Source organism: Streptomyces katrae, from assembly GCF_000966975.1.
Taxonomy (GTDB): domain Bacteria; phylum Actinomycetota; class Actinomycetes; order Streptomycetales; family Streptomycetaceae; genus Streptomyces; species Streptomyces katrae.
Map to the genome: position 1 here is coordinate 1 of NZ_JZWV01000135.1, position 22,598 is coordinate 22,598.

Sequence of the window (22,598 nt, forward strand, 5' to 3'; positions counted from 1 at the left end):
ATCGGCGGCGTCTCGGTCCTCGCGTCCGAGACCTTCGACGACACCAAGCCGACCAAGCGCCCCGCCGTCCAGGTCGGCGACCCCTTCCAGGAGAAGCTCCTCATCGAGTGCACCCTGGAGATCTTCAAGGAGAAGCTCGTCGCCGGCATCCAGGACCTCGGCGGCGCCGGGCTCTCCTGCGCGACCTCCGAGCTGGCCTCCGCCGGCTCCGGCGGCATGCGCGTCGAGCTGGACACCGTGCCGCTGCGCGACGCGACGCTCTCGCCCGAGGAGATCCTCATGAGCGAGTCGCAGGAGCGCATGTGCGCGATCGTCGAGCCGCAGCACGTCGACCGCTTCATGGAGATCTGCGAGAAGTGGGACGTCATCGCCACCGTCATCGGTGAGGTGACCGACGGCGAGCGCCTGGAGATCTTCTGGCACGGCGAGCAGATCGTGGACGTGCCCCCGGGCACCGTCGCCCACGAGGGACCGGTCTACCACCGCCCGTACGCCCGCCCCGAGTGGCAGGACGCCCTCCAGGCCGACGACGCCGGCGCGCTGCCCCGCCCGCAGACCTCCGAGGAGCTCCGCGCGCAGGTCCTGGCCCTGGTCTCCTCCCCGAACCAGGCGTCCAAGTCCTGGGTCACCGACCAGTACGACCGCTTCGTGCAGGGCAACACCGTGCTGGCGCAGCCCGAGGACGCGGGCATGGTCCGCATCGACGAGGAGTCCAACCTCGGCGTGGCCATGGCCACCGACGGCAACGGCCGCTACGCCAAGCTCGACCCGTACACGGGCGCGCAGCTGGCCCTCGCGGAGGCGTACCGCAACGTCGCCGCGACCGGCGCCAAGCCCCTCGCGATCTCGGACTGCCTGAACTTCGGCTCCCCCGAGGACCCGGGCGTCATGTGGCAGTTCGCCGAGGCCACCCGCGGTCTCGCGGACGGCTGCCTGGAGCTGGGCACCCCGGTGACCGGCGGCAACGTCTCCCTCTACAACCAGACGGGCGACGTCGCCATCCACCCGACCCCGGTCGTGGCGGTCCTCGGCGTCATCGACGACGTCAACCGCCGCACGCCGATGGCGTTCCGGGAGACGGGCCAGCTCCTCTACCTGCTGGGCGACACCGCCGAGGAGTTCGGCGGCTCGGCCTGGTCCCAGGTCGTCCACGACCACCTCGGCGGCATGCCGCCCAAGGTGGACCTGGGCCGGGAGAAGCTGCTCGCCGAGATCCTGATCTCCGCCTCCCGCGACGGCATGATCGACGCCGCGCACGACCTCTCGGACGGCGGCGTCATCCAGGCGCTCACCGAGTCCTGCCTCAAGGGCGGCAACGGCGCCCGGATCGTCGTCCCCGAGGGCCTGGACGCGTTCACCTTCCTGTTCTCCGAGTCCGCGGGCCGCGCCATCGTGTCCGTCCCGCGCAGCGAGGAGCTCCGCTTCACCGACATGTGCGGCGCCCGGGGCCTGCCGGCCACGCGCATCGGCGTGGTGGACGGCGAGGAGATCGAGGTCCAGGGCGAGTTCACCCTCCCCCTGACGGAACTCCGCGAGGCCCACGAGGCGACGATCCCGGCCCTGCTGGCCTGATCCCGCCCCGGCCGTACGAGGCTCCGCCCACGCCCTGTGGACGGGGCCTCGACGCGTTCCCGGCCCCGGCCCTCCCCCAGTAGGGTCGGGGCATGCCGCCCGCGAAGAAGAAGACGCGTACCTACGACCACGTGAAGGTCCGCGCGGCCGTCATCGCCCAGTTCGGGCATGTCGCCGCAGCCGTGCGGGACTTGGGGGACGAGGAGCTCGCGCGGCCCAGCGGGGTCGGGGAGTGGAGCGTCGGGGATCTCGCCGGGCACATCGCCTGGATCGCCGACTCGCTGGCCGGGGGGCTGGCCCGGCCGCCCGCCGCCGTCGCCGAGCTGAGCGCCGTCGAGTGGCCCTTCGCCACCGCCTCCCTCGCCGGGAAGATCTCCGAGGCCGCCCGGGAGACCCTCGGCGGCGCACCGGTCGCCGAGCTCTTCGAGCGGGCGGGCGCGCGGATGGCCGAGGCCCTGGAGGCCAACCCCGGAAGCCGGGTGATGCACCTGTGGATCGGGGACATGACCCTGGCCGACTTCCTCGTCACCCGGACCGTGGAGCTGGTGGTCCACACCGATGACCTGAACCGGGCGGCCGGCCTGGACATCCCCGTCGAGCGGCAGGCCCTCGCCACCTGCACCCGGCTGCTCGCCGACGCCCTCGCCGTGAAGGCCCCCGGCGGGTCGGTGGAGGTGCGGATCCCGCCCTTCGCGGTGGTGCAGTGCGTCGAAGGACCCCGGCACACCCGCGGCACCCCGCCCAACGTGGTGGAGACCGATCCGCTGACCTGGCTCCGGCTCGCCACCGGCCGTACCGGCTGGGCCGAGGCACTGGACGCGGCCGCGGTCAGCGCCAGCGGCGAGCGGGCCGACCTGTCGGGGCTGCTCCCGCTGATGAGCTGAGGTGGAACCGGCCGGGGGCCGGGCCCGTCCCAGCGGTATGCCTCCTCTCAGGTTCCCCAGGCACTGCGCGGCCGCCGGGCTGGTCCTCGTACTGGCCCTGAGCGGTTGCACCGGACACCCGCAGGACAGGAGTGACGCCGTCGTGCAGAGTTCCGCCACGCCCCCGGTACCCGACGCCCCGCTGACCGTGACCGACTGGGCCGTGACCGCCCTGGACGGCTCCCCGGTCCCCGCCGGGGCCGCCGGCCGGGCCCGGTTCGCGCTGGCCCCCGGCGGCACCGCCGGCGGCAGCCTCGGCTGCAACCGGTTCAGCGCCCCCGTCGCCGTCGAGGGCGCCACCGTCACCTTCGGCCCGGTCACCAGCACCCGCATGGCCTGCGAGGGGCCGGCCGGCGAGGTCGAGCGGGCCATGACCCGACTGTTCGGCGCGGGCCCGCTCACCTGGAAGGTCCAGGGGCGGACCCTCACCCTCACCGCCCCGGACGGCCGGACCCTGACCGCGGAGGCGGGCTCGGCCGCGGAGTGAGCGGGGCGGGCCGTCAGGACGGGTACGGCAGGAGGGTCGCGTCGGTGCGCTCCCAGGCCGCCCGCAGCTGCGCCAGCCGGGCCGGTTCCGCCGCCGCCCGGTCGGCCTGCTCGCGCAGGTCCGCGGACAGGTCGAACAGCTGGTCGCGGCCCGACTTCCCCCGGTAGTACTTCCAGTTCCCGCGCCGCAGCGCCCGCTCCCCGCGCACCCGCCAGAACAGGTCCCGCTCCGCCGGCGGGGCCTCACCCCGCAGCAGGTACCCGGCCAGGCTGACGCCGTCCAGCGGGTACGCCCGGTGCGGCCGGGTCCCGGCGACCTCCAGCAGGGTCGCCGTCCAGTCGGGGCTGAACAGCGGGACCCGGCTGACCTGGCCGCCGTCGATCCGGGCGGGCCAGCGCAGGATGTTCGGGACGCGGATCCCGCCCTCCTGCAGGGAGGCCTTGTTGCCCGACAGCGGCCAGTTGTACGAGAAGCGCTCGCCGCCGTTGTCGCTGCCGAAGACGACCAGGGTGTCCTCCTCCTGCCCCGAGCGCTTCAGCGCGTCCAGCACCCGGCCCACCGAGCGGTCCAGGTCCTCGACCATCTGCTTGTACTTCTCCACCGAGCCGCCGTCCTGGTGCCACAGCGCCCGGGCGTCGCCCGCCTTGATCCGCCGGACGATCTCGGCGCTCTCCGCCGTGTCCCCGTCGGCGATCCACGGCCAGTGCGGGGTGGTGAAGTTCAGGTTCAGCAGCCACGGCTTCCCGTGGTGGTCGCGGGAGACGTACTCGCTCGCCCGTTCCGTGATGATCCGCGTGTAGTAGCGCAGGTCCTTGTACTCGGCGTCGCCCTCGTACAGGTCGTACTCCCCGCCCAGGCCCAGCTTGGAGTAGTACTCCAGGGCTCCGCCGAAGTTCCCGAAGAACTCCTCCCAGCCCGACCTGGTGGGGCTGTAGTCCGGCAGGTAGCCCGCGTGCCACTTGCCGATCAGCGCGGTGGAGTACCCGGCCTCCCGCAGCAGCGAGGCCAGCGTCGGGTGCGTCGGGTCCAGGCCCACCGACTTGTCGGCGATCGGCTCGGCCAGCCCGCCCTTGGTACGGGCCGGGTAGCGCCCCGTGTAGAGGCTGAACCGGGTCGGGGAGCAGGTCGCCGAGCCCGAGTAGGCGTCCGTGAACCGGACCCCCTGGCGGGCCAGCCGGTCCAGGTTCGGGGTCTTGATGTGCGGGGAGCCGTACGAGGACAGATCGGCCCAGCCGAGGTCGTCGCCGAGGATGAAAAGGATGTTCGGGCGGCGCGAACGGCGCTCGCGCGCGGCCCGGAAATCCCGCTCCTGAGGGCCCCCTCCGGGGCCCTCCGCGGCCTGCGCGGGGCCGGCTCCCAGCCCCACGGCGGCGGTCGCCGCGGTCGCTCCGACGGCACCCCCGAAGGCACGACGGGACAGCTTGCTGTTGTAGGAAGACACGAATACTCCAGGACAGGGCTCGGCGGCCCTGGACCCGGGCGCGCACGGGACGGCGCGCGACACGGCGGGGCGGGGCGCGGAGGAGCGAAATCAGGAAAAGGCAGAAAGAGTTGTGGCTACGCGCAGCGGCGACAGATGGCGCTCGCGACACGGACCAGGTCCACGTGCCGGCGCTCGACGAGGGTGACGGCTCGGTCACCGAGGGGCTGCATGGGGCGAGAGCCTGTACGAATTGCCTTGTAGATGTCAACAAAAGATCGAATAGCGAGACGGAGGCGTCCGGTCACCCTCTGTGCTGTGAGATTTCCCAGGCGTCCCCAATTCGGACCAGTGGTCGATCTCGCCTACACTCGGGGACGTGCCTCGTGGTGATGGACGACTCAACCACGACCTGCTCCCCGGTGAGAAGGGCCCCCAGGACGCTTGCGGCGTCTTCGGTGTCTGGGCTCCGGGTGAAGAGGTCGCCAAGCTCACCTACTTCGGACTGTATGCATTGCAGCACCGCGGACAAGAGTCCGCGGGAATCGCTGTGAGCAACGGTTCCCAGATCCTCGTCTTCAAGGACATGGGCCTCGTTTCCCAAGTCTTCGACGAAACCTCCCTCGGTTCGCTCCAGGGTCATATCGCGGTCGGTCACGCCCGCTACTCGACCACCGGCGCGTCCGTCTGGGAGAACGCTCAGCCCACCTTCAGGGCGACCGCCCACGGCTCCATTGCCCTGGGTCACAACGGCAACCTGGTGAATACCGCCGAGCTCGCCGAGATGGTCGCCGACCTCCCCCGTCAGGACGGCCGCGCCACCCAGGTGGCGGCCACCAACGACACCGACCTGGTGACCGCCCTGCTCGCCGGCCAGACCGACGACGAGGGCAATCCCCTGACCGTCGAGGAGTCGGCCGCCAAGGTCCTCCCGCAGGTCAAGGGCGCCTTCTCCCTGGTCTTCATGGACGAGGGAACCCTCTACACCGCCCGTGACCCGCAGGGCATCCGCCCGCTGGTCCTCGGCCGCCTGGAGCGCGGCTGGGTGGTCGCGAGCGAGACCGCCGCCCTCGACATCGTGGGCGCCAGCTTCGTCCGCGAGGTCGAGCCGGGCGAGCTCATCGCGATCGACGAGAACGGCCTGCGCACCTCGCGCTTCGCAGAAGCGAAGCCCAAGGGCTGTGTGTTCGAGTACGTCTACCTGGCGCGCCCGGACACCGACATCGCCGGCCGCAACGTCTACCTCTCGCGCGTCGAGATGGGCCGGCGCCTCGCCAAGGAGGCCCCGGTAGAGGCCGACCTGGTGATAGCGACGCCGGAGTCCGGCACGCCCGCCGCCGTCGGCTACGCCGAGGCCAGCGGGATCCCGTACGGCTCCGGCCTGGTCAAGAACGCCTACGTCGGCCGGACCTTCATCCAGCCCTCGCAGACGATCCGCCAGCTCGGCATCCGCCTCAAGCTCAACCCGCTCAAGGAAGTCATCCGGGGCAAGCGCCTCGTCGTCGTCGACGACTCGATCGTCCGCGGCAACACCCAGCGCGCCCTCGTGAAGATGCTCCGCGAGGCCGGCGCGGCCGAGGTCCACATCCGGATCTCCTCGCCGCCGGTGAAGTGGCCGTGCTTCTTCGGCATCGACTTCGCCACCCGGGCCGAGCTGATCGCCAACGGCATGACGGTCGACGAGATCGCCACGTCGCTGGGCGCGGACTCGCTCTCGTACATCTCGCTCGACTCGATGATCGAGGCGACCACCATCCAGAAGCCCAACCTCTGCCGTGCCTGCTTCGACGGCGAGTACCCCATGGAGCTGCCCGACCCGCAGCTCCTGGGCAAGCAGCTCCTGGAGTCCGAGCTCGCGGGCGGCTCCGACGCCGCCGACGCGCTCCGCCGCCCGTAGGACGGTGGGCCGGCCCTTCCCGGGCCGGCCCGGCTCCACCTGCGCCGAGCCCTGTCTTTGAGGCTTCTCCCGGGGTCCGGCACCACACGCAGCAACGACACGAAAGCTCTCGCCTGTCATGACAGAGAAGACCACCGGTGCCAGCTACGCAGCCGCCGGCGTCGACATCGAAGCGGGCGACCGCGCCGTCGAGCTGATGAAGGAGTGGGTGAAGAAGACGCAGCGCCCCGAGGTCCTCGGCGGCCTCGGCGGCTTCGCCGGCCTCTTCGACGCCTCCGCCCTCAAGCGCTACGAGCGCCCCCTGCTGGCCTCGGCCACGGACGGCGTGGGCACCAAGGTGGACATCGCCCGCCAGATGGGCGTCTACGACACGATCGGCCACGACCTGGTCGCCATGGTCATGGACGACATCGTCGTCTGCGGCGCCGAGCCGCTCTTCATGACGGACTACATCTGCGTCGGCAAGGTCCACCCCGAGCGCGTCGCGGCCATCGTCAAGGGCATCGCCGAGGGCTGCGTCCTGGCCGGCTGCGCCCTGGTCGGCGGCGAGACCGCCGAGCACCCGGGCCTGCTCGGGCCGGACGACTTCGACGTCGCGGGCGCCGGCACCGGCGTGGTCGAGTACGACCGCCTCCTGGGCGCCGATCGCATCCGTACGGGGGACGCCGTCATCGCGATGGCTTCGTCCGGCCTTCACTCGAACGGGTACTCGCTCGTCCGGCACGTCCTCTTCGACCGGGCCGGGATGTCCCTCGACCAGCACGTCGAGGAGTTCGGCCGGACCCTCGGCGAGGAGCTGCTGGAGCCCACGAAGATCTACTCGCTGGACTGCATGGCCCTCACCCGTACGGCCGAGGTCCACGCCTACTCGCACATCACCGGTGGCGGCCTCGCCGCGAACCTGGCCCGGGTCATCCCCGACCACCTGCACGCCACGGTCGACCGTTCGACCTGGACCCCGGGTGCGGTCTTCGACCTGGTCGGCAAGGCCGGGAACGTGGAGCGGCTGGAGCTGGAGAAGACCCTGAACATGGGCGTCGGCATGATGGCCGTGGTTCCGCAGGAGTCCGTGGACGTGGCCCTGACCGCGCTGGCCGACCGGGGCGTCGAGGCCTGGGTCGCCGGCGAGATCCTCGACCGGGGCGACCACACCGAGGGTGCGACCCTGACCGGCGACTACGCCGTCTGAGCAGCACGGAAACCCGGTTCGGGGCGGAGGCCCCGGACCGGGTTTCGGCGTTTTTCAGCTGTCAGCCAGCAGGGAGCTGGGCTGTGCAGATGCTCGAAGCAGAGTGCTGCGCGTCAAGCCCCGCGACGGTGCGCCGTCGGACCGGACTCTTCGTCCTCGTCCTCGTCGTCATCGTTGTAGAGATCCGCGTACTTGGCGTACGGGTCGTCGTCGTCCAGATCGTCATCGACTTCGACCGGCGCGCTGATAGGCAGCGGCTCTGTCGGCGATGCGCCCAGCTCATTGGCCAGACGCGTCAGGTCAGTCCCGCCGCTGTTGTACTTCAGCTGGCGGGCGACCTTTGTCTGCTTGGCCTTGGCCCGGCCGCGCCCCATGGCTCGACCCCCTCGGTGACGGGGCTCGACGGCCCCAGAGTCTGACACGCGTTCATGGTTCGGAGCGGGCTCTCCGTGGAGAGACCGTCCGTAGGGGTTTAACGGTACCTGCTTCCGCGGCCATACGGTACGCCGCCCGCATGACGTGCCTCTCCACAGAACCAACGGGACACCCCGTACTCGCTGGTCAGCTGCGATTTTAACGCTTTCCTGGCCGCCGACCCGCCGAAGCGCAGTGAGTTCCGTCTCGCCGCGCTCCGGCGGGTCACCGGCCGGGGTCCGGTGGGTGTCCGCCCGGACCCCGGCGGGGCTACGCCTTGCGGGCCGCGGCGCGCGCGGCGAGGGCGTCGGCCATCCGCTGCTCGGCGATCCGGTCGGCCGCGGCGGCCGGCGGGATGCCGTCTTCCTTCGCACGTGCGAATATGGCCAGGGTGGTGTCGAAGATCTTCGAAGCCTTGGCCTTGCACCGGTCGAAGTCGAAGCCGTGCAGCTCGTCGGCGACCTGGATCACGCCGCCCGCGTTGACCACGTAGTCCGGGGCGTAGAGGATCCCGCGGTCCGCGAGGTCCTTCTCCACGCCGGGGTGGGCCAGCTGGTTGTTGGCCGCACCGCACACGACCGAGGCCGTGAGCACCGGGACGGAGGAGTCGTTGAGGGCTCCGCCGAGGGCGCAGGGGGCGTAGATGTCCAGGCCCTCGGTGCGGATCAGGGCCTCGGTGTCGGCGACGGCCGTGACCTTGCCGCCGGGGTGCTTGTCGAGGATCTCGCGCACGGACTCCTCGCGGACGTCCGTGATCACGACCTCGGCGCCGTCCTCCAGGAGGTGCTCGACCAGGTGGCGGCCGACCTTGCCGACGCCCGCGACGCCGACCTTGCGGCCGCGCAGGGTCGGGTCGCCCCACAGGTGCTGGGCGCTGGCGCGCATGCCCTGGAAGACGCCGAACGCGGTGAGCACCGAGGAGTCGCCGGCGCCGCCGTTCTCGGGGGAGCGGCCGGTGGCCCAGCGGGTCTCGCGGGCGACGACGTCCATGTCGGCGACGTACGTGCCGACGTCGCAGGCGGTGACGTAGCGGCCGCCGAGGGACTCCACGAAGCGGCCGTAGGCCAGCAGGAGTTCCTCGGTCTTGAGGTTCGCGGGGTCGCCGATGATCACGGCCTTGCCGCCGCCGAGGTCGAGACCGGCGAGGGCGTTCTTGTACGACATGCCGCGCGAGAGGTTCAGCGCGTCACGGACGGCTTCCTCGTCGGAGGCGTACGCGTGGAAGCGCGTGCCGCCGAGGGCGGGGCCCAGGGCGGTGGAGTGGATGGCGATGACGGCCTTGAGTCCGGTGGCCCGGTCCTGGCACAGCACGACTTGCTCGTGGCCGCCCTGCTCACTGCGGAACAGGGTGTGCAGGACGCCGTCGGTCATTTCGGTCACGGTGGTGACTCCCATGGAAGAGATGCGGCGGAAAGACGCCCGCCCTGCGGGTGGGGGAGGGCGCGCTGGGAGCAGAGTAAGACCTGTGGCGGGCGGCGGTGGTCCTTGTCCGGGGATCGGGACGCTCCGGGGGCGGGACCGGTCGCCGGATTCCCTTTCCGGACCGTGAGTTGGAGGTGAACCGGGCCGCCGAAGCGGGGAGGAGGAGGGGGTGAGCGAATCCCCCGACCTCCGGCCGCCGGCGGCGCGGCCCGCGCCGATGGTCCCGTACGCGTCCTACCTGAGGGTCTACGAACCCCTGGCCTCCTTCCCGGAGCCGGAGCGCACGCACTGGGCGGCGTACGCCCGGCGCGGGCCGGCGCCGACCGCGCAGGACGAACTGCGGCGGTCCCTGTCCGACTTGGTCCGGGTCCCGGTGGTGGGGGTGCCGGCGCACGAGAGCGGGGACGCGTTCACGGTGGAGCTGGACGGGGTGCTGCTGGTCTGCCCGTGGCGGACGCGGCTGCGCGGGTGGCTGGCCCTGGAGGAGCTGGTGGCGAACTTCCCGGCTCCGGTGCTGGACGCGGCGCTGCCGCCGGCGCAGCGCCGGCGGGCCGCCGCGGAGTACGAGGCCTGGCGCGAGCGGAACCCCGACGCGCGGCCGTGGATCCGCACCGGGGTGTGGCAGGTGCCGCTGCGCTGGTTCGTGCTGGTGGCGGACGAGGAGCGGGAGTACCTGCCGGGGGAGCTGCTGCGGTACCGGACGCCGATGGTGCAGGCGCGGCGCCGGCTCGCGCGGGCGCTGCGGACGCTGCGCGAGGCGGAGGGCCGGGGGCGGCCGGGGTACGGGCCGCTGGCCGAGGGGCTGGCGGAGGTCGGGCGCTGGCTGGAGGAGTTCCACCCGAGGTCGATGGTCGAACTGGACTACGGCGGGCTGCTGCACGCGCTCCCGGCTGACGGACTGGCCGGGGACCGGTCGGCCCGGGACCTCGCGGCGGGGATCGCGGCCCTGCGGGAGGGGGACCACGAGGGCGCGGCGGAGGTGTACGGGGAGCTGGCGGGGCGCTGGAGGGCGGTGAGGGAGAGACTTTTCGCGAACTAGAGGCAGCCTTGACCCTTTCCGGAGCCGGGGTCTGCGTAGATCATGGACATACCTGTTCGGCACCCGTTCGGACGCCAGACGTATCGCCCGTATCGGTCATGATCGGCTGAATGGCCCACAAGTCGCAGATCAGGGGCTTGATCACGGTATTAGGGTCTTTGTTCCAGGACCTACGTCCCGATCCGGGCCATTGGCTCAAGCGTGACGGACCGCACTATCCACACCCTTGCGCCCATCCCCTATCCTCATGCCAAAATAGGACAAGGAGTCCGGGGAGGGTTCCTTCCGCCCAACTAAGGGCGGAATGCTCGGTATTGCACTCTATGGGGGGTCTGACGACTCCTGATCGCTCTGTGACTGATCGTCACAGTGGGGTGACTGTCCGTTATAGGGCGGTCCATCGGCTTCCGCCGCTGATGAACACCTCGGAGGGCAATTCCATCGGTTTGGCCGTCGAGGCTGGACAGATGGTGTAGTTGTAGTGCCGAGGACAAGCCGTTCGTCCTATAACCGACTCGGCCTGCGTATGTCCATTTCGGGCAACGCAGGCCAAGGTGCAGAATTTAGAGGAAAGAACCGAGATGGTTCGGTTCTCCCGAGGAGGCCGCTCATGACCGCTCGCACCCCTGATGCCGAGCCGCTGCTGACCCCGGCTGAGGTTGCCACCATGTTCCGCGTGGACCCGAAGACGGTTACCCGCTGGGCCAAGGCCGGCAAGCTCACGTCCATCCGCACCCTGGGTGGACACCGCCGTTACCGCGAGGCCGAGGTTCGCGCACTGCTCGCGGGAATTCCGCAGCAGCGCAGCGAGGCCTGAGGTCCCGCAGCACCACCGCTTTAAAGGGTGCGTATCGGATCCCCCAATCCGATGAACCCACACAGCTTCATGCGGCGGGGCCTGCCCCAACAGGCACTGCCGTCGATCGCGCTGGACTCCGCCGGGTCCAGCGCGATTTTTTTGTCCCCGGAGGCGCCCGACCGGGTAGGTGCCATTGCACATATTAAATCGAGCGGGCGTAGGGCTCCGATAAATGTGTGAGTCTCAAAAACTCGTGTGGTGACTCCCGTCACACCTGATGACTCTTGTACATCCGGCAATGCACCCCGTAAAGGGATGTCCCGCGCAGAGCGCCCCGCGCCGCGCTCATACGAACGGGGGATTTCTCCCCTCTGGGTGATGTGCACCCCGAGTCGCCGTAGGGGCCCTGGAGGGCCCGTCCGCACGAGGGGTGGCCCTGGGAGGTCGGGGAGGGCGGCCGGGGCCGTCTGAGGGGCCTCCAGCGGCGTTGTGAGCCCCGCGTGATCATGAGGTGGCGGAGCGCGTCCGTGCGGCCGGGGGCACCGGATCCGACAACGCGTCAGGGCCCGTATCCCTTGCGGGATACGGGCCCTGACGTTTCTGCGATCCTGACGGGACTTGAACCCGCGACCTCCACCTTGACAGGGTGGCGAGCTAACCAACTGCTCCACAGGACCTGGAAGGCCGCCGATTGCTCGGCTGCGAGACAGACTGTACAGCAGGCCGGGGGGTGGGGTCGAACCAGACCGCTCCGCGATCACGGAGCGAGGGCGTCCACCGCCTTCACGATCCGCTTGTCGGAGATCGGGTACGCCGTCCCCAGCGCGTGCGCGAAGTAGCTGACCCGCAGTTCCTCGATCATCCAGCGGATCTCGGTGACCGCCTCCGGCACGGGCCGGCCCTTCGGCAGCTGCTCCAGCAGCCACAGGTACTCGTCCCGCATCTCGTGGACCTTCTCCATGCGCGTGGTGTCGCGCTGGGCGCCCGTCGGCATCTGCTGGAGCCGCCGGTCGATCGCCACCAGGTAGCGCATCAGGTCCGGCAGCCGCTTCAGCCCCGTCAGCGTCACGAAACCGGCCGGCATCAGGGCCGCCAGCTGCGTCTTCACGTCCGCGACGTTCGCCATCAGGGCCAGGCTGTTCGTGGCCTTCAGCCGCCGCTCGCAGGCCTGCCAGGCCGCCAGGACCTGCTGCACCTGCCCGACGGTCCGCACGGTGGTGTCCACCAGGTCCGCCCGCACCGCGTCGAAGAGCCGGCGGAAGCCCGCCTCGTCCCAGGCCGGGCCACCGTGGTCGGCGATCAGCTTGTCGGTGGCCGCGGTCGCGCAGTCGTCGAACAGCGCCTGGATGGAACCGTGCGGATTGCGGGAGAGGGCCAGCTTCTGCTGGTTGGTCAGCTTCTCCGAGGCGAACTTCGCCGGGTTCACCGGGATGTTCAGCAGGATCAGCCGCCGGGTGCCCAGCCACATCGCCCGCTGCTGCTCGGCCTCGGTGTCGAAGAGCCGCACGGAGACGCTCGTCCCCTCGTCCACCAGGGCCGGGTACGCCTTCACCGGCTGGCCGGCCCGCCGGGTCTCGAAGACCTTGACCAGGGAGCCGATCGTCCAGTCGGTCAGCCCGGTGCGCTCCACCGACTCCCCGCCCGCCCGCTCGGCGGTGGCCGCCGCGGCCTTGGAGAGGGCCTGGCGGGCCTTGGGCTTCAGCTGGAGCCGCAGGGCCTCCAGGTCCTTCGCCTCGGCCAGCTTGCGCCGGCGCTCGTCAACGATCCGGAAGGTGATCTTCAGGTGGTCGGGGATCCGGGAGAGGTCGAAGTCCTCGGCCGAGACCGGCACCCCGACCATCCGCCGGAGCTCGCGCGCCAGCACCACCGGCAGCGGCTCCGCCAGGGAGTGCTGCTGCTCCAGGAAGCGGGAGGCGTAGTTCGGCGCGGGCACGTAGTGCCGGCGGATCGGCTTGGGCAGCGAGCGGATCAGCTCGGTGACCACTTCCTCGCGCAGACCCGGGATCTGCCAGTCGAAGCCCTCCTCGGTGACCTGGTTCAGCACCTGGAGCGGGATGTGCACGGTCACGCCGTCCGCGTCCGCACCCGGCTCGAACTGGTAGGTCACCCGGAACTTCAGCTGCCCCTGCCGCCAGGAGTCCGGATAGTCGGCCTTGGTGACCCCGGCCGCCTTCTCCGTCAGCAGCATCTCGCGCTCGAAGTCGAGGAGTTCCGGCTCCTCGCGCCGCTTGTGCTTCCACCACGAGTCGAAGTGCGCCCCCGACACCACGTGCTCGGGGATCCGCTGGTCGTAGAAGTCGAACAGGGTCTCGTCGTCCACCACGATGTCGCGGCGCCGCGCCCGGTTCTCCAGCTCCTCGACCTCGGTCAGCAGCTTGCGGTTGTCGGCGTAGAACTTGTGGTGGGTGCGCCAGTCGCCCTCGACCAGCGCGTTGCGGATGAACAGCTCGCGCGAGACCTCGGGGTCGATCCGGCCGTAGTTGATCTTCCGCTGGGCGACGATCGGCACCCCGTACAGGGTGACCTTCTCGTACGCCATCACCGCCGCCTGGTCCTTCTCCCAGTGCGGCTCGCTGTACGTGCGCTTGATCAGGTGCTGCGCGAGGGGCTCCACCCACTCGGGCTCCACCTTGGCGTTGACCCGCGCCCACAGCCGGGAGGTCTCCACCAGCTCCGCCGACATCACGAACTTCGGCTGCTTCTTGAACAGCGCCGACCCCGGGAAGATCGCGAACTTCGCCGACCGCGCGCCCAGGTACTCGTTCTTGTCGGTGTCCTTCAGGCCGATGTGCGACAGCAGACCGGACAGCAGCGAGATGTGGATGTTCGTCTCGGCGCCGTCGGCCTCGTTGACGTGGATGCCCATCGTCTTCGCGACCGTGCGCAGCTGGGAGTAGATGTCCTGCCACTCCCGGATCCGCAGGAAGTTCAGGTACTCCTGCTTGCACATCCGGCGGAAGGAGGACGAGCCCCGCTCCTTCTGCTGCTCGCGGACGTAGCGCCACATGTTCAGGAAGGAGAGGAAGTCGCTCGTCTCGTCCTTGAACCGGGCGTGGTTCTGGTCCGCCTGGGTCTGCTTGTCCGACGGGCGCTCGCGCGGGTCCTGGATCGACAGGGCCGCCGCGATGACCATGACCTCGCGGACGCAGTTGTTCTTGTCCGCCTCCACCACCATGCGGGCCAGGCGCGGGTCCACGGGCAGCTGGGACAGCTGGCGGCCCATCGGGGTGAGCCGCTTCTTCGGGTCCTTCTCCGCGGGGTCGAGCGCGCCCAGCTCCTGGAGCAGCTGCACGCCGTCGCGGATGTTGCGGTGGTCCGGCGGGTCGATGAACGGGAACTTCTCGATCTCCCCGAGCCCGGCGGCGGTCATCTGGAGGATGACGGAGGCCAGGTTCGTCCGCAGGATCTCGGCGTCCGTGAACTCCGGACGGGCGTTGAAGTCGTCCTCCGAGTACAGCCGGATGCAGATGCCGTCGCTGGTACGGCCGCAGCGGCCCTTGCGCTGGTTGGCGCTGGCCTGGCTGATCCGCTCGATGGGCAGCCGCTGCACCTTCGTGCGGTGGCTGTAGCGGGAGATGCGGGCCGTGCCCGGGTCGATCACGTACTTGATGCCGGGGACCGTCAGGGAGGTCTCCGCGACGTTGGTCGCCAGCACGATCCGGCGGCCGGTGTGCGGCTGGAAGACCCGGTGCTGCTCGGCGTGCGAGAGGCGGGCGTAGAGCGGCAGCACCTCGGTGAAGCGCAGCTTCTTCTTGATCAGTGCGTCGGCGGTGTCGCGGATCTCCCGCTCGCCGGAGAGGAAGACGAGGATGTCGCCCGGGCCCTCGCCCTGGAGCTCGTCCACGGCGTCGCAGATCGCGGTGATCTGGTCGCGGTCGCTCTCCTCGCTGTCCTCTTCCAGGAGCGGCCGGTAACGGACCTCCACCGGGTAGGTCCGCCCGCTGACCTCGACGATCGGGGCGTCGCCGAAGTGGCGGGAGAAGCGCTCCGGGTCGATGGTGGCGGAGGTGATCACGACCTTGAGGTCGGGGCGCTTGGGGAGCAGCTGGGCCAGGTAGCCGAGCAGGAAGTCGATGTTGAGGCTGCGCTCGTGGGCCTCGTCGATGATGATCGTGTCGTAGGCGCGCAGCTCGCGGTCCGTCTGGATCTCGGCGAGCAGGATGCCGTCCGTCATCAGCTTGACGAAGGTCGCGTCCGGGTTCACCTGGTCGGTGAAGCGGACCTTCCAGCCGACGGTCTCCCCGATCTCGGACTTCAGCTCCTCGGCGATGCGCTCCGCGACGGTGCGGGCGGCGATCCGGCGGGGCTGGGTGTGCCCGATCATGCCCCGGACGCCACGCCCCAGCTCCATGCAGATCTTGGGGATCTGCGTGGTCTTCCCGGAGCCGGTCTCGCCCGCGACGATCACGACCTGGTGGTCGCGTATCGCCTCGGCGATCTCGTCCTTCTTCTGGCTGACGGGCAGGTTCTCGGGATACGTGACCTCCGGCATGCGCGAGGCGCGGCCGGCCAGTCGCGCGGCGGCCTTCTCGGCCTCCGCGGCGATCTCGTCGAGCACGGCCTGCTTGGCCTCGGGCTTGCGGATGCGGCGGGCGCCCTCGAGGCGGCGGCCGAGGCGGTGCGCGTCCCGGAGGGAGATCTCACCGAGGAGCGTCTGCAGGGCGGCGAAGGAAGTAGACATACCTGATCGAGGATCTCACCTGCGCCCGGCGGGTGGCGAACGCATTTGTGCCCCTCCCCGTACCATTTCGGGACGAGTCCCCCGGTTCGGCGAGTGAGAGGCAGCCCACCCTTGTCCTGCCGTCACCGCCCGTATCCGTCGGCTGCCGCCGTGTTCGCGGTGGTCATGGGGGTCCTGGCCGTGGCCCTCGCCCTGGCCGGGCCGGTACGGGGCACGACGGACCGGGCCCCCGGCACGCGGGCCGCAGCGGCTGTCGCGGCTCCGCCGCCGGCCGTCGGCATGCCGGCTGAGCGGACGGCGCCCCGCCGGGCGGCCTCGGCCTGGCCGGGAGGGCGCCCGGGCCCCGCGGACGCGGAGCGTGCCGGCCGGCCGGAGGCCGGCCCTGGTACGCACGTGGCCTTCGCGGGCGTGGTCCCGCCGAGGGGTCCCTCCTGTGCCCCGGACTCCGGCGGGCTCGGGACCGAGCCCGCCGTGCCGGCCTCCAGGGCCGGGCACGAGCACGGTTCCGTCCTCGTGGCGCGGGCCGTGCCCGAGGGGTGCGGCCGTACCGGGCCGAGTGCGTACGGGTGCCCGTGCGCGGGCCCGGCCTGCGGGCGCCGGGGCCGGTGGAGCTGAGCGTGATGCGGGTGTAGGGGAGCCGGTCCGCCGGTTCCCCGTACGTCCCGCTCTGGAGCACCCGTATGTCCACTTCCCGCAAGTCCACCCGCAAGCCCCTGCTGTACGCCGCCGGGGTCGCCCTCGCCGCGCTCACCCTCGGCATCGTCTCCTGGCAGGCCACCGCGCCCGCCGAAAAGCACCGCGAGACCTCCTCCGCCGCCTCCGCGGAGGCCACGCCCGGGTCCGACCCCGCCGCCGAGCTGAAGGCGCTGGCCCGCCGCGAAGCCGGTGACAAGCTCGCCGTGGGCCGCACCGACGCGCCCGTCGTCCTGATCGAGTACTCCGACTTCAAGTGCGGCTACTGCGCCAAGTTCGCCCGGGACACCGAGCCCGAACTGGTGAAGAAGTACGTCGCGGACGGCACCCTGCGCATCGAGTGGCGCAGCTTCCCGATCTTCGGCGCCGAGTCGGAGGCCGCCGCCAAGGCAGCCTGGGCGGCCGGCCAGCAGGACCGCTTCACCGCCTTCCACGCCGCCGCGTACGCCGAGGGCGCCAAGGCCAAGGGCTTCGGCGAGGACCGGCTCGTCGAGCTGGCCCGCGAGGCCGGGGTCCCCGACCTGGACCGCTTCAAGGCCGACATGGCCGGCGAGCAGGCCGCGGCCGCCCTGCGCCGGGACCGGGAGGAGGGCTACCGCATCGGCGTCCAGTCCACCCCCTCCTTCCTGGTCAACGGGCAGCCCATCGCGGGCGCCCAGCCCCTCGGCGCCTTCACCACGGCCATCGCCCGGGCCGAGGCGCAGGCGAAGGCCGGCCGGTGAGCGGCGGCATCGGGTACGCCGCAGCCCTCCTCGGAGGCCTCCTCGCCCTGCTCAGCCCGTGCAGCGCCCTGCTGCTGCCGGCCTTCTTCGCCTACTCGATCGACTCCCGCTCCCGGCTCCTCGCGCGCACCGGGATCTTCTACGCGGGCCTCGCCACCACCCTGGTCCCGCTCGGGGCGGCCGGTTCGTTCGCGGGCCGGTTCTTCCACTCCCACCGCGACCAGCTCGTCCTGGCCGGCGGCTGGCTGATCATCGTCCTGGGCCTGGCCCAGATCCTCGGCCTGGGCTTCGCCCCCAAGCGGCTCTCCGAGCTCTCCGGGCGGATCCGCCCGACCACCGCCCTGTCGGTGTACGCGCTCGGCGCGGTCTACGGGCTGGCCGGCTTCTGCGCGGGCCCGATCCTGGGCAGCGTCCTGACGGTGGCGGCGGTCAGCGGCAGCCCGGCCTACGGCGGCCTGCTGCTGGCGGTGTACGCGCTGGGCATGGCCGTACCGCTGTTCGTGCTGGCCCTGCTCTGGGAGCGCTTCGACCTGGGCCGGCGGCGCTGGCTGCGCGGCCGGGCCCTGCGCGTGGGGCGGCTGGAACTCCACACGACCTCGCTGCTGTCCGGGCTGTTCTTCATCACCCTGGGCGCCCTGTTCCTCGTCTACGACGGGGCGAGCGCCCTGCCGGGGCTGCTGGACGTGGATGACTCGTACGCCGTCGAGGAGAAGGTGGGCGCCGTCGCGGACGCGGTCCCGGACTGGGCGCTGCTCGGGCTGGTCGGCGTGGGGGCGGTGGCCTTCGGGCTGCTGCGCCGGCGCCGCGCCGCCCGCGAGGAAGCCGGGGGCGGGGGCGCGTCCGAGGAGGAGTGAAACGCGGAAGGCCCCGTCCGGAGACGGGGCCTTCCTTTTGTGGCTGGGGCCGGGGTCGAACCGGCGACCTATCGCTTTTCAGGCGATCGCTCGTACCAACTGAGCTACCCAGCCACGAGACTGTTTCCAGCCTCAGCGATCCTGACGGGACTTGAACCCGCGACCTCCACCTTGACAGGGTGGCGAGCTAACCAACTGCTCCACAGGACCTCGTATGTGCAAGAGCAAGTCTTGCACATGGTGTTGCGTACCCCCAACGGGATTCGAACCCGTGCTACCGCCTTGAAAGGGCGGCGTCCTGGGCCACTAGACGATGAGGGCTAAAGGCCCGCCGGGCACTTTTCAGCGCGTCGGGGACGTGAGAAGCATATGGGATCGGAGGAGGTATCGCCAAAACGGTTTCCGCCCGCAGGGGGAACGGCCCGCGCGGGGGCGACAATGGCCGGGTGCTGGAGATGACGCGCGAGGAGTTCGAGGAGCTCGTCGCAGAGGCCCTGGACCGGATCCCCCCGGAGCTGACGCGGCTGATGGACAACGTGGCGGTCTTCGTCGAGGACGAGCCGCCGGCCGGTGACCCCGACCTGCTCGGCCTGTACGAGGGCACCCCGCTGACCGAGCGCGGCGAGTGGTACGCCGGGGTGCTCCCCGACCGCATCACGATCTACCGCAACCCCACGCTGCGGATGTGCGAGGACCGGGAGAGCGTGGTCGCCGAGACGGAGGTGACGGTGGTCCACGAGATCGCCCACCACTTCGGCATCGACGACGAACGCCTGCACGCCCTGGGATACGGGTGACCCGGCCCGTCCCGGGCGCGGAGGCCATCGACCCCGACGTCGACCTCCATGTCCCCGCCCAGCGCACCGAGCCGCAGGGCCGCGTCCTCGCGGCGGTGGCCGCCGGCGGAGCGGTGGGGGCGAGCGCCCGCTACGGGGTGGCGCTGCTGTGGCCGGCCGGGCCGGCGGGCTTCCCGTGGGCGACCTTCTGGACCAACGTGGCCGGCTGTGCGCTGATCGGCGTCCTGATGGCGTTGATCAGCGAGGAGGGGCGGCGTTCCCCGCACCCGCTGCTGCGGCCGTTCGCGGGCACCGGGGTGCTCGGCGGGTTCACCACCTTCTCTGCCTACGCCGTGGACTTCTCGCGGCTGCTGGACGCGGGCCGGGCCGGGCTCGCGCTGGCGTACGCCGGGCTGACCCTCGTGGCCGCGCTGGGCGCGGTGTGGGCGGCGGCGTCGCTGACGCGGCTGGCGCTGCGGGGGCGGGGGGCCGGGTGAACTGGCTGCTGGTGGTGGCGGGCGCGGTCGTCGGGGCGCCGCTGCGGTACCTGACCGACCGGTTCGTCCAGGCGCGGCACGACTCCGTCTTCCCGTGGGGGACCTTCGTGGTCAACGCGGGCGCCTGTCTGGTGCTGGGGGTGCTGACCGGGGCCGTCCTGGCCGGCGCCGGTTCCTCGCGGCTGGCGCTGCTGCTGGGGACGGGGCTGTGCGGGGCGCTGAGCACGTACTCGACGTTCTCGTACGAGACGCTGCGGCTGGCCGAGCGCGGCTGGAAGTTCCTCGCCGCGGCGAACGCGGCGGCCTCGGTCCTGGTCGGCCTGGGCGCGGTGACGCTGGGGTCGCAGGTGGCGGGACAGCTGTTCGCCTGACCCGGCGGGGGCCCGTCCGGCTTGCTCGCACAAGGGGCGTGTCTCTTACGGGGTAAAGGGAGTTGGGCTCATTGACCCGCTCATCGCGGGCCCCGTCCCGCGCCCCGGAGGTGCCCCCGTGCGCCCGTTGCCCGCTTCCCTGTCCACGACCCTCAGACTGGCCGTCTCCGCCCTCGCGGTCGCCGCGACGGCGGGCTGCATGAGCGTCGGCGAGGACGCCGCGAAGCCGGGGCCGGCCGCTTCGGTGGGAGGCAAGGGCACCGGCGGGGCGGGTGCCGCCGCGGGCGCCGGACACGGCTCCGGGATCCACGGCAACGGGCACGGCGTGAAGGACGGGACGCCGCAGGACGGGAAGTCCGGTGAGCCGGGGAAGGCCTCCGGGGCGGCCGGGGCCTCCCCGAGTCCCGGGGCGCCGGCGGGCAAGCCGGGCCAGCCCTCACCGTCGGCCGGTCCCGGGGGCGGGGCCGGCGGGCAGGGGGGCCAGGTGCCGTCCGGGGGCGGTTCCGGGTCGGGATCGGGTTCGGGGTCCGGGGTCCGGAGCGGGTGGTTCCGGTTCGGGTTCGGGGTCGGGGTCGGGAGCCGGGGGGTCCGGTGCGGGCTCGGGCTCGGGGTCCGGTTCCGGGTCGGGCGGTGCGGGCGGGGCCGGTGGGTCCGGCGGTTCCGGGTCGGGTGGTTCCGGGGGGTCCACCACCCCCGGGGGAGGGCAGACCACGCCCCCTGTGACGCAGCCCACGCCGAGCGAGACGCCCCCGTCCTCACCTGGGCCGAGCGTGGCCTGAGGGCGTCGGCGAGGGGGTTCCGCGGCCCTGCGCGGAGGGGGTTGCCAGGTGGTGACTTGCCAGACCCCCGGGAGGGTGCGTATGGTTATAGATCGTTTGATCCCATTGCCCGGCGCCGAATCCGAAGAGCGCCGTGTGGCGCGTACTCTCCCTAGCCGTGGCTGACCGCATTGAGGCGGTCGATTTGCGATTCACGGAGTTTGGGCGCGTGCCGAGACTCCGGAAGGTTTCGCATTTCGCATGTCCATTTCCAGTTCTGACCGTTCCGTCATGCCCGAGAACGACTCCACCGAGATCGTCGACGCCGTCGAGGCTCTTGTGGTGACCGAGGCCATGGAGGCCGCGGAGGCCAACGAGATCATCGAGGCGCTCGAGGCCGACGTGAAGGCCGGTGCCGCCGACTCCGACCTCGACTCCGACGAGGACGACGCCGCCGACGCCGAGCCCACGGTCACCTTCGCGGACCTCGGTCTGCCCGAGGGCGTCGTGCGCAAGCTCGCGCAGAACGGCGTCACCACCCCGTTCCCGATCCAGGCCGCCACCATCCCGGACGCCCTGGCCGGCAAGGACATCCTCGGCCGCGGCCGCACCGGCTCCGGCAAGACCCTCTCCTTCGGTCTGCCGACCCTGGCCCGCCTGGCCGACGGCCACACGGAGAAGAAGAAGCCCCGCGCCGTCATCCTCACCCCGACCCGCGAGCTCGCGATGCAGGTCGCGGACGCCCTCCAGCCGTACGGCGACGTCCTCGGCCTGAAGATGAAGGTCGTCTGCGGCGGTACCTCCATGGGCAACCAGATCTACGCCCTGGAGCGCGGTGTCGACATCCTCGTCGCCACCCCCGGCCGCCTGCGCGACATCATCAACCGTGGTGCCTGCTCCCTGGAGAACGTCGAGGTCGCGGTCCTCGACGAGGCCGACCAGATGTCCGACCTGGGCTTCCTGCCCGAGGTCACCGAGCTGCTCGACCAGGTCCCGGCCGGCGGCCAGCGCATGCTCTTCTCCGCCACGATGGAGAACGAGATCGGCACCCTGGTCAAGCGCTACCTGTCGAACCCGGTCAGCCACGAGGTCGACAGCGCCCAGGGCAACGTCACGACCATGACCCACCACGTCCTCGTCGTGAAGCCGAAGGACAAGGCCCCGGTCACGGCCGCCATCGCCGCCCGCAAGGGCCGCACCATCATCTTCGTCCGCACCCAGCTGGGCGCCGACCGCATCGCCGAGCAGCTCGTCGAGGCCGGCGTGAAGGCCGACGCGCTGCACGGCGGCATGACGCAGGGCGCCCGTACCCGCGTCCTCGCCGACTTCAAGGACGGCTACGTCAACGCGCTCGTCGCCACCGACGTCGCCGCCCGCGGCATCCACGTCGACGGCATCGACCTGGTCCTCAACGTGGACCCGGCCGGCGACCACAAGGACTACCTGCACCGCTCGGGCCGTACCGCCCGCGCCGGCAAGTCGGGCGTCGTGGTCTCCCTCGCCCTGCCGCACCAGCGCCGCCAGATCTTCCGCCTGATGGAGGACGCGGGCGTCGACGCCTCGCGCCACATCGTCGGCGGGGCCGGCGCGTTCGACCCGGAGGTCGCCGAGATCACCGGTGCGCGCTCGCTCACCGAAGTCCAGGCCGACTCCGCGAACAACGCCGCCAAGCAGGCCGAGCGCGAGGTCGCCGACCTGACCAAGCAGCTGGAGCGCGCCACCCGCCGCGCCGCCGAGCTGCGCGAGGAGGCCGACCGCCTCGTCGCCCGCTCCGCCCGTGAGCGCGGCGAGGACCCGGAGGCCGCCGTCGCCGAGGTCGTCGAGGCCGCCGAGGCCGAGCTGGCCGCCGCCGTGGCCGAGCAGGCCGCGCAGGCCGCCGCCCAGGAGCAGCGCGACAACCGCCGCGACGACCGGGGCAACTACGAGCGCCGCGACAACCGCCGCGACGACCGTGGCGACCGCGGTGACCGTGGTGACCGTGGCGGCTTCCGTCGCGATGACCGTCCGTCCGGTGGTTTCCGTCGTGACGACCGTCGTGACGAGCGTCCGTCGGGTGGTTTCCGTCGTGACGACCGTCCGTCGGG

The 22,598-nt window shown here is 71.5% G+C and carries 18 protein-coding genes and 4 tRNA genes; 13 read left to right on the forward strand and 9 right to left on the reverse strand.

Translation table 11 applies throughout. The features are described from left to right. The 3 genes from purL to VR44_RS07125 form a co-directional block, all read left to right on the forward strand. A partial coding sequence (purL, locus tag VR44_RS07115; protein ID WP_045946524.1) for a phosphoribosylformylglycinamidine synthase subunit PurL occupies positions 1–1,572 on the forward strand: 1,572 nt, incomplete at its 5' end. Positions 1,573–1,664: 92 nt separating this feature from the next. Continuing rightward, positions 1,665–2,456 carry a maleylpyruvate isomerase family mycothiol-dependent enzyme gene (locus VR44_RS07120; RefSeq protein ID WP_045946525.1) on the forward strand — a complete coding sequence of 264 codons (792 nt, stop codon included), beginning with the start codon at positions 1,665–1,667 and terminating at the stop codon, positions 2,454–2,456. Between the two features lie 142 nt (positions 2,457–2,598). Continuing rightward, the gene (locus VR44_RS07125; protein ID WP_052713495.1) at positions 2,599–2,982 is read left to right on the forward strand and encodes an META domain-containing protein; all 384 of its coding nucleotides are present in this window, start codon (positions 2,599–2,601) and stop codon (positions 2,980–2,982) included. A gap of 13 nt (positions 2,983–2,995) precedes the next feature. On the opposite strand, the gene VR44_RS07130 is transcribed toward VR44_RS07125, so the two are convergent. Further along, positions 2,996–4,423 carry a sulfatase-like hydrolase/transferase gene (locus VR44_RS07130; RefSeq protein WP_045946526.1) on the reverse strand — a complete coding sequence of 476 codons (1,428 nt, stop codon included), beginning with the start codon at positions 4,421–4,423 and terminating at the stop codon, positions 2,996–2,998. Positions 4,424–4,539: 116 nt separating this feature from the next. Continuing rightward, on the reverse strand, positions 4,540–4,635 hold the full coding sequence (locus VR44_RS49070) for a putative leader peptide (protein WP_323188240.1): 96 nt from the start codon (positions 4,633–4,635) through the stop codon (positions 4,540–4,542). Between the two features lie 146 nt (positions 4,636–4,781). Here VR44_RS49070 and purF point away from each other — a divergent pair, with 146 nt between their 5' ends. Both purF and purM read left to right on the forward strand, forming a co-directional pair. Continuing rightward, positions 4,782–6,299: an amidophosphoribosyltransferase gene (purF, locus tag VR44_RS07135; protein ID WP_045946527.1), complete on the forward strand. Its 1,518-nt coding sequence runs from the start codon at positions 4,782–4,784 to the stop codon at positions 6,297–6,299. Positions 6,300–6,417: 118 nt separating this feature from the next. Beyond that, positions 6,418–7,488: a phosphoribosylformylglycinamidine cyclo-ligase gene (purM, locus tag VR44_RS07140; protein ID WP_045946528.1), complete on the forward strand. Its 1,071-nt coding sequence runs from the start codon at positions 6,418–6,420 to the stop codon at positions 7,486–7,488. Between the two features lie 113 nt (positions 7,489–7,601). Here purM and VR44_RS07145 read toward each other — a convergent pair whose 3' ends face one another. Both VR44_RS07145 and VR44_RS07150 read right to left on the reverse strand, forming a co-directional pair. Continuing rightward, a complete protein-coding gene (locus VR44_RS07145) occupies positions 7,602–7,862 on the reverse strand; it encodes a DUF3073 domain-containing protein (protein ID WP_045946529.1) in 261 nt (86 codons plus the stop codon). 310 nt (positions 7,863–8,172) lie between these two features. Beyond that, the gene (locus VR44_RS07150) at positions 8,173–9,282 is read right to left on the reverse strand and encodes a Leu/Phe/Val dehydrogenase (RefSeq protein WP_045946530.1); all 1,110 of its coding nucleotides are present in this window, start codon (positions 9,280–9,282) and stop codon (positions 8,173–8,175) included. A 259-nt stretch (positions 9,283–9,541) separates the two neighbouring features. Here VR44_RS07150 and VR44_RS07155 point away from each other — a divergent pair, with 259 nt between their 5' ends. Together VR44_RS07155 and bldC are read left to right on the forward strand one after the other, a co-directional pair. Beyond that, positions 9,542–10,363, forward strand: coding sequence for a DUF8083 family protein (locus VR44_RS07155; protein WP_045946539.1), 822 nt, complete (start codon positions 9,542–9,544; stop codon positions 10,361–10,363). Positions 10,364–10,973: 610 nt separating this feature from the next. Then, on the forward strand, positions 10,974–11,180 hold the full coding sequence (gene bldC, locus VR44_RS07160) for a developmental transcriptional regulator BldC (protein WP_003949541.1): 207 nt from the start codon (positions 10,974–10,976) through the stop codon (positions 11,178–11,180). Between the two features lie 585 nt (positions 11,181–11,765). Here bldC and VR44_RS07165 read toward each other — a convergent pair. Further along, positions 11,766–11,839, reverse strand: a tRNA-Asp gene (locus tag VR44_RS07165). Between the two features lie 80 nt (positions 11,840–11,919). Beyond that, the gene (gene hrpA, locus VR44_RS07170; protein WP_045946531.1) at positions 11,920–15,843 is read right to left on the reverse strand and encodes an ATP-dependent RNA helicase HrpA; all 3,924 of its coding nucleotides are present in this window, start codon (positions 15,841–15,843) and stop codon (positions 11,920–11,922) included. 680 nt (positions 15,844–16,523) lie between these two features. On the opposite strand from hrpA, the gene VR44_RS07180 reads away from it, so the two are divergent. Then, the gene (locus VR44_RS07180; RefSeq protein ID WP_045946533.1) at positions 16,524–17,258 is read left to right on the forward strand and encodes a DsbA family protein; all 735 of its coding nucleotides are present in this window, start codon (positions 16,524–16,526) and stop codon (positions 17,256–17,258) included. Further along, on the forward strand, positions 17,255–18,112 hold the full coding sequence (locus VR44_RS07185) for a cytochrome c biogenesis CcdA family protein (RefSeq protein WP_045946534.1): 858 nt from the start codon (positions 17,255–17,257) through the stop codon (positions 18,110–18,112). The genes VR44_RS07180 and VR44_RS07185 overlap by 4 nt, the downstream gene beginning before the upstream one ends. A gap of 40 nt (positions 18,113–18,152) precedes the next feature. Here VR44_RS07185 and VR44_RS07190 read toward each other — a convergent pair. From VR44_RS07190 to VR44_RS07200, 3 genes are all read right to left on the reverse strand, one after another. Next, positions 18,153–18,226, reverse strand: a tRNA-Phe gene (locus VR44_RS07190). A gap of 22 nt (positions 18,227–18,248) precedes the next feature. Further along, positions 18,249–18,322: transfer RNA gene (locus VR44_RS07195), tRNA-Asp, on the reverse strand. A 38-nt stretch (positions 18,323–18,360) separates the two neighbouring features. Beyond that, positions 18,361–18,433: transfer RNA gene (locus VR44_RS07200), tRNA-Glu, on the reverse strand. A 125-nt stretch (positions 18,434–18,558) separates the two neighbouring features. Between VR44_RS07200 and VR44_RS07205 the strand changes: the two genes are divergently transcribed. From VR44_RS07205 to VR44_RS07220, 4 genes are all read left to right on the forward strand, one after another. After that, entirely contained in the window at positions 18,559–18,909 is a 351-nt protein-coding gene (locus VR44_RS07205; RefSeq protein ID WP_045946535.1) for a metallopeptidase family protein, read from the forward strand. Further along, the gene (locus VR44_RS07210; protein ID WP_045946536.1) at positions 18,906–19,385 is read left to right on the forward strand and encodes a FluC/FEX family fluoride channel; all 480 of its coding nucleotides are present in this window, start codon (positions 18,906–18,908) and stop codon (positions 19,383–19,385) included. Before VR44_RS07205 ends, VR44_RS07210 begins: the two co-directional genes overlap by 4 nt. After that, complete coding sequence (locus VR44_RS07215; RefSeq protein ID WP_045946537.1) at positions 19,382–19,756, forward strand: fluoride efflux transporter FluC; 375 nt, start codon at positions 19,382–19,384, stop codon at positions 19,754–19,756. The genes VR44_RS07210 and VR44_RS07215 overlap by 4 nt, the downstream gene beginning before the upstream one ends. 1,019 nt (positions 19,757–20,775) lie before the next feature. Continuing rightward, positions 20,776–22,598 (forward strand): DEAD/DEAH box helicase (locus VR44_RS07220; protein ID WP_045946540.1); only part of this gene is annotated, 1,823 nt, incomplete at its 3' end.

What these genes read in the sequence shown, in the direction of transcription:
- VR44_RS07120 (WP_045946525.1), top strand. Translation starts at nt 1,665, where the DNA reads ATGCCGCCCGCGAAGAAGAAGACGCGTACCTACGACCACGTGAAGGTC.
- VR44_RS49070 (WP_323188240.1), bottom strand. Translation starts at nt 4,635, where the DNA reads ATGCAGCCCCTCGGTGACCGAGCCGTCACCCTCGTCGAGCGCCGGCAC.
- purM (WP_045946528.1), top strand. Translation starts at nt 6,418, where the DNA reads ATGACAGAGAAGACCACCGGTGCCAGCTACGCAGCCGCCGGCGTCGAC.
- VR44_RS07145 (WP_045946529.1), bottom strand. Translation starts at nt 7,862, where the DNA reads ATGGGGCGCGGCCGGGCCAAGGCCAAGCAGACAAAGGTCGCCCGCCAG.
- VR44_RS07155 (WP_045946539.1), top strand. Translation starts at nt 9,542, where the DNA reads ATGGTCCCGTACGCGTCCTACCTGAGGGTCTACGAACCCCTGGCCTCC.
- bldC (WP_003949541.1), top strand. Translation starts at nt 10,974, where the DNA reads ATGACCGCTCGCACCCCTGATGCCGAGCCGCTGCTGACCCCGGCTGAG.
- hrpA (WP_045946531.1), bottom strand. Translation starts at nt 15,843, where the DNA reads ATGTCTACTTCCTTCGCCGCCCTGCAGACGCTCCTCGGTGAGATCTCC.
- VR44_RS07180 (WP_045946533.1), top strand. Translation starts at nt 16,524, where the DNA reads ATGTCCACTTCCCGCAAGTCCACCCGCAAGCCCCTGCTGTACGCCGCC.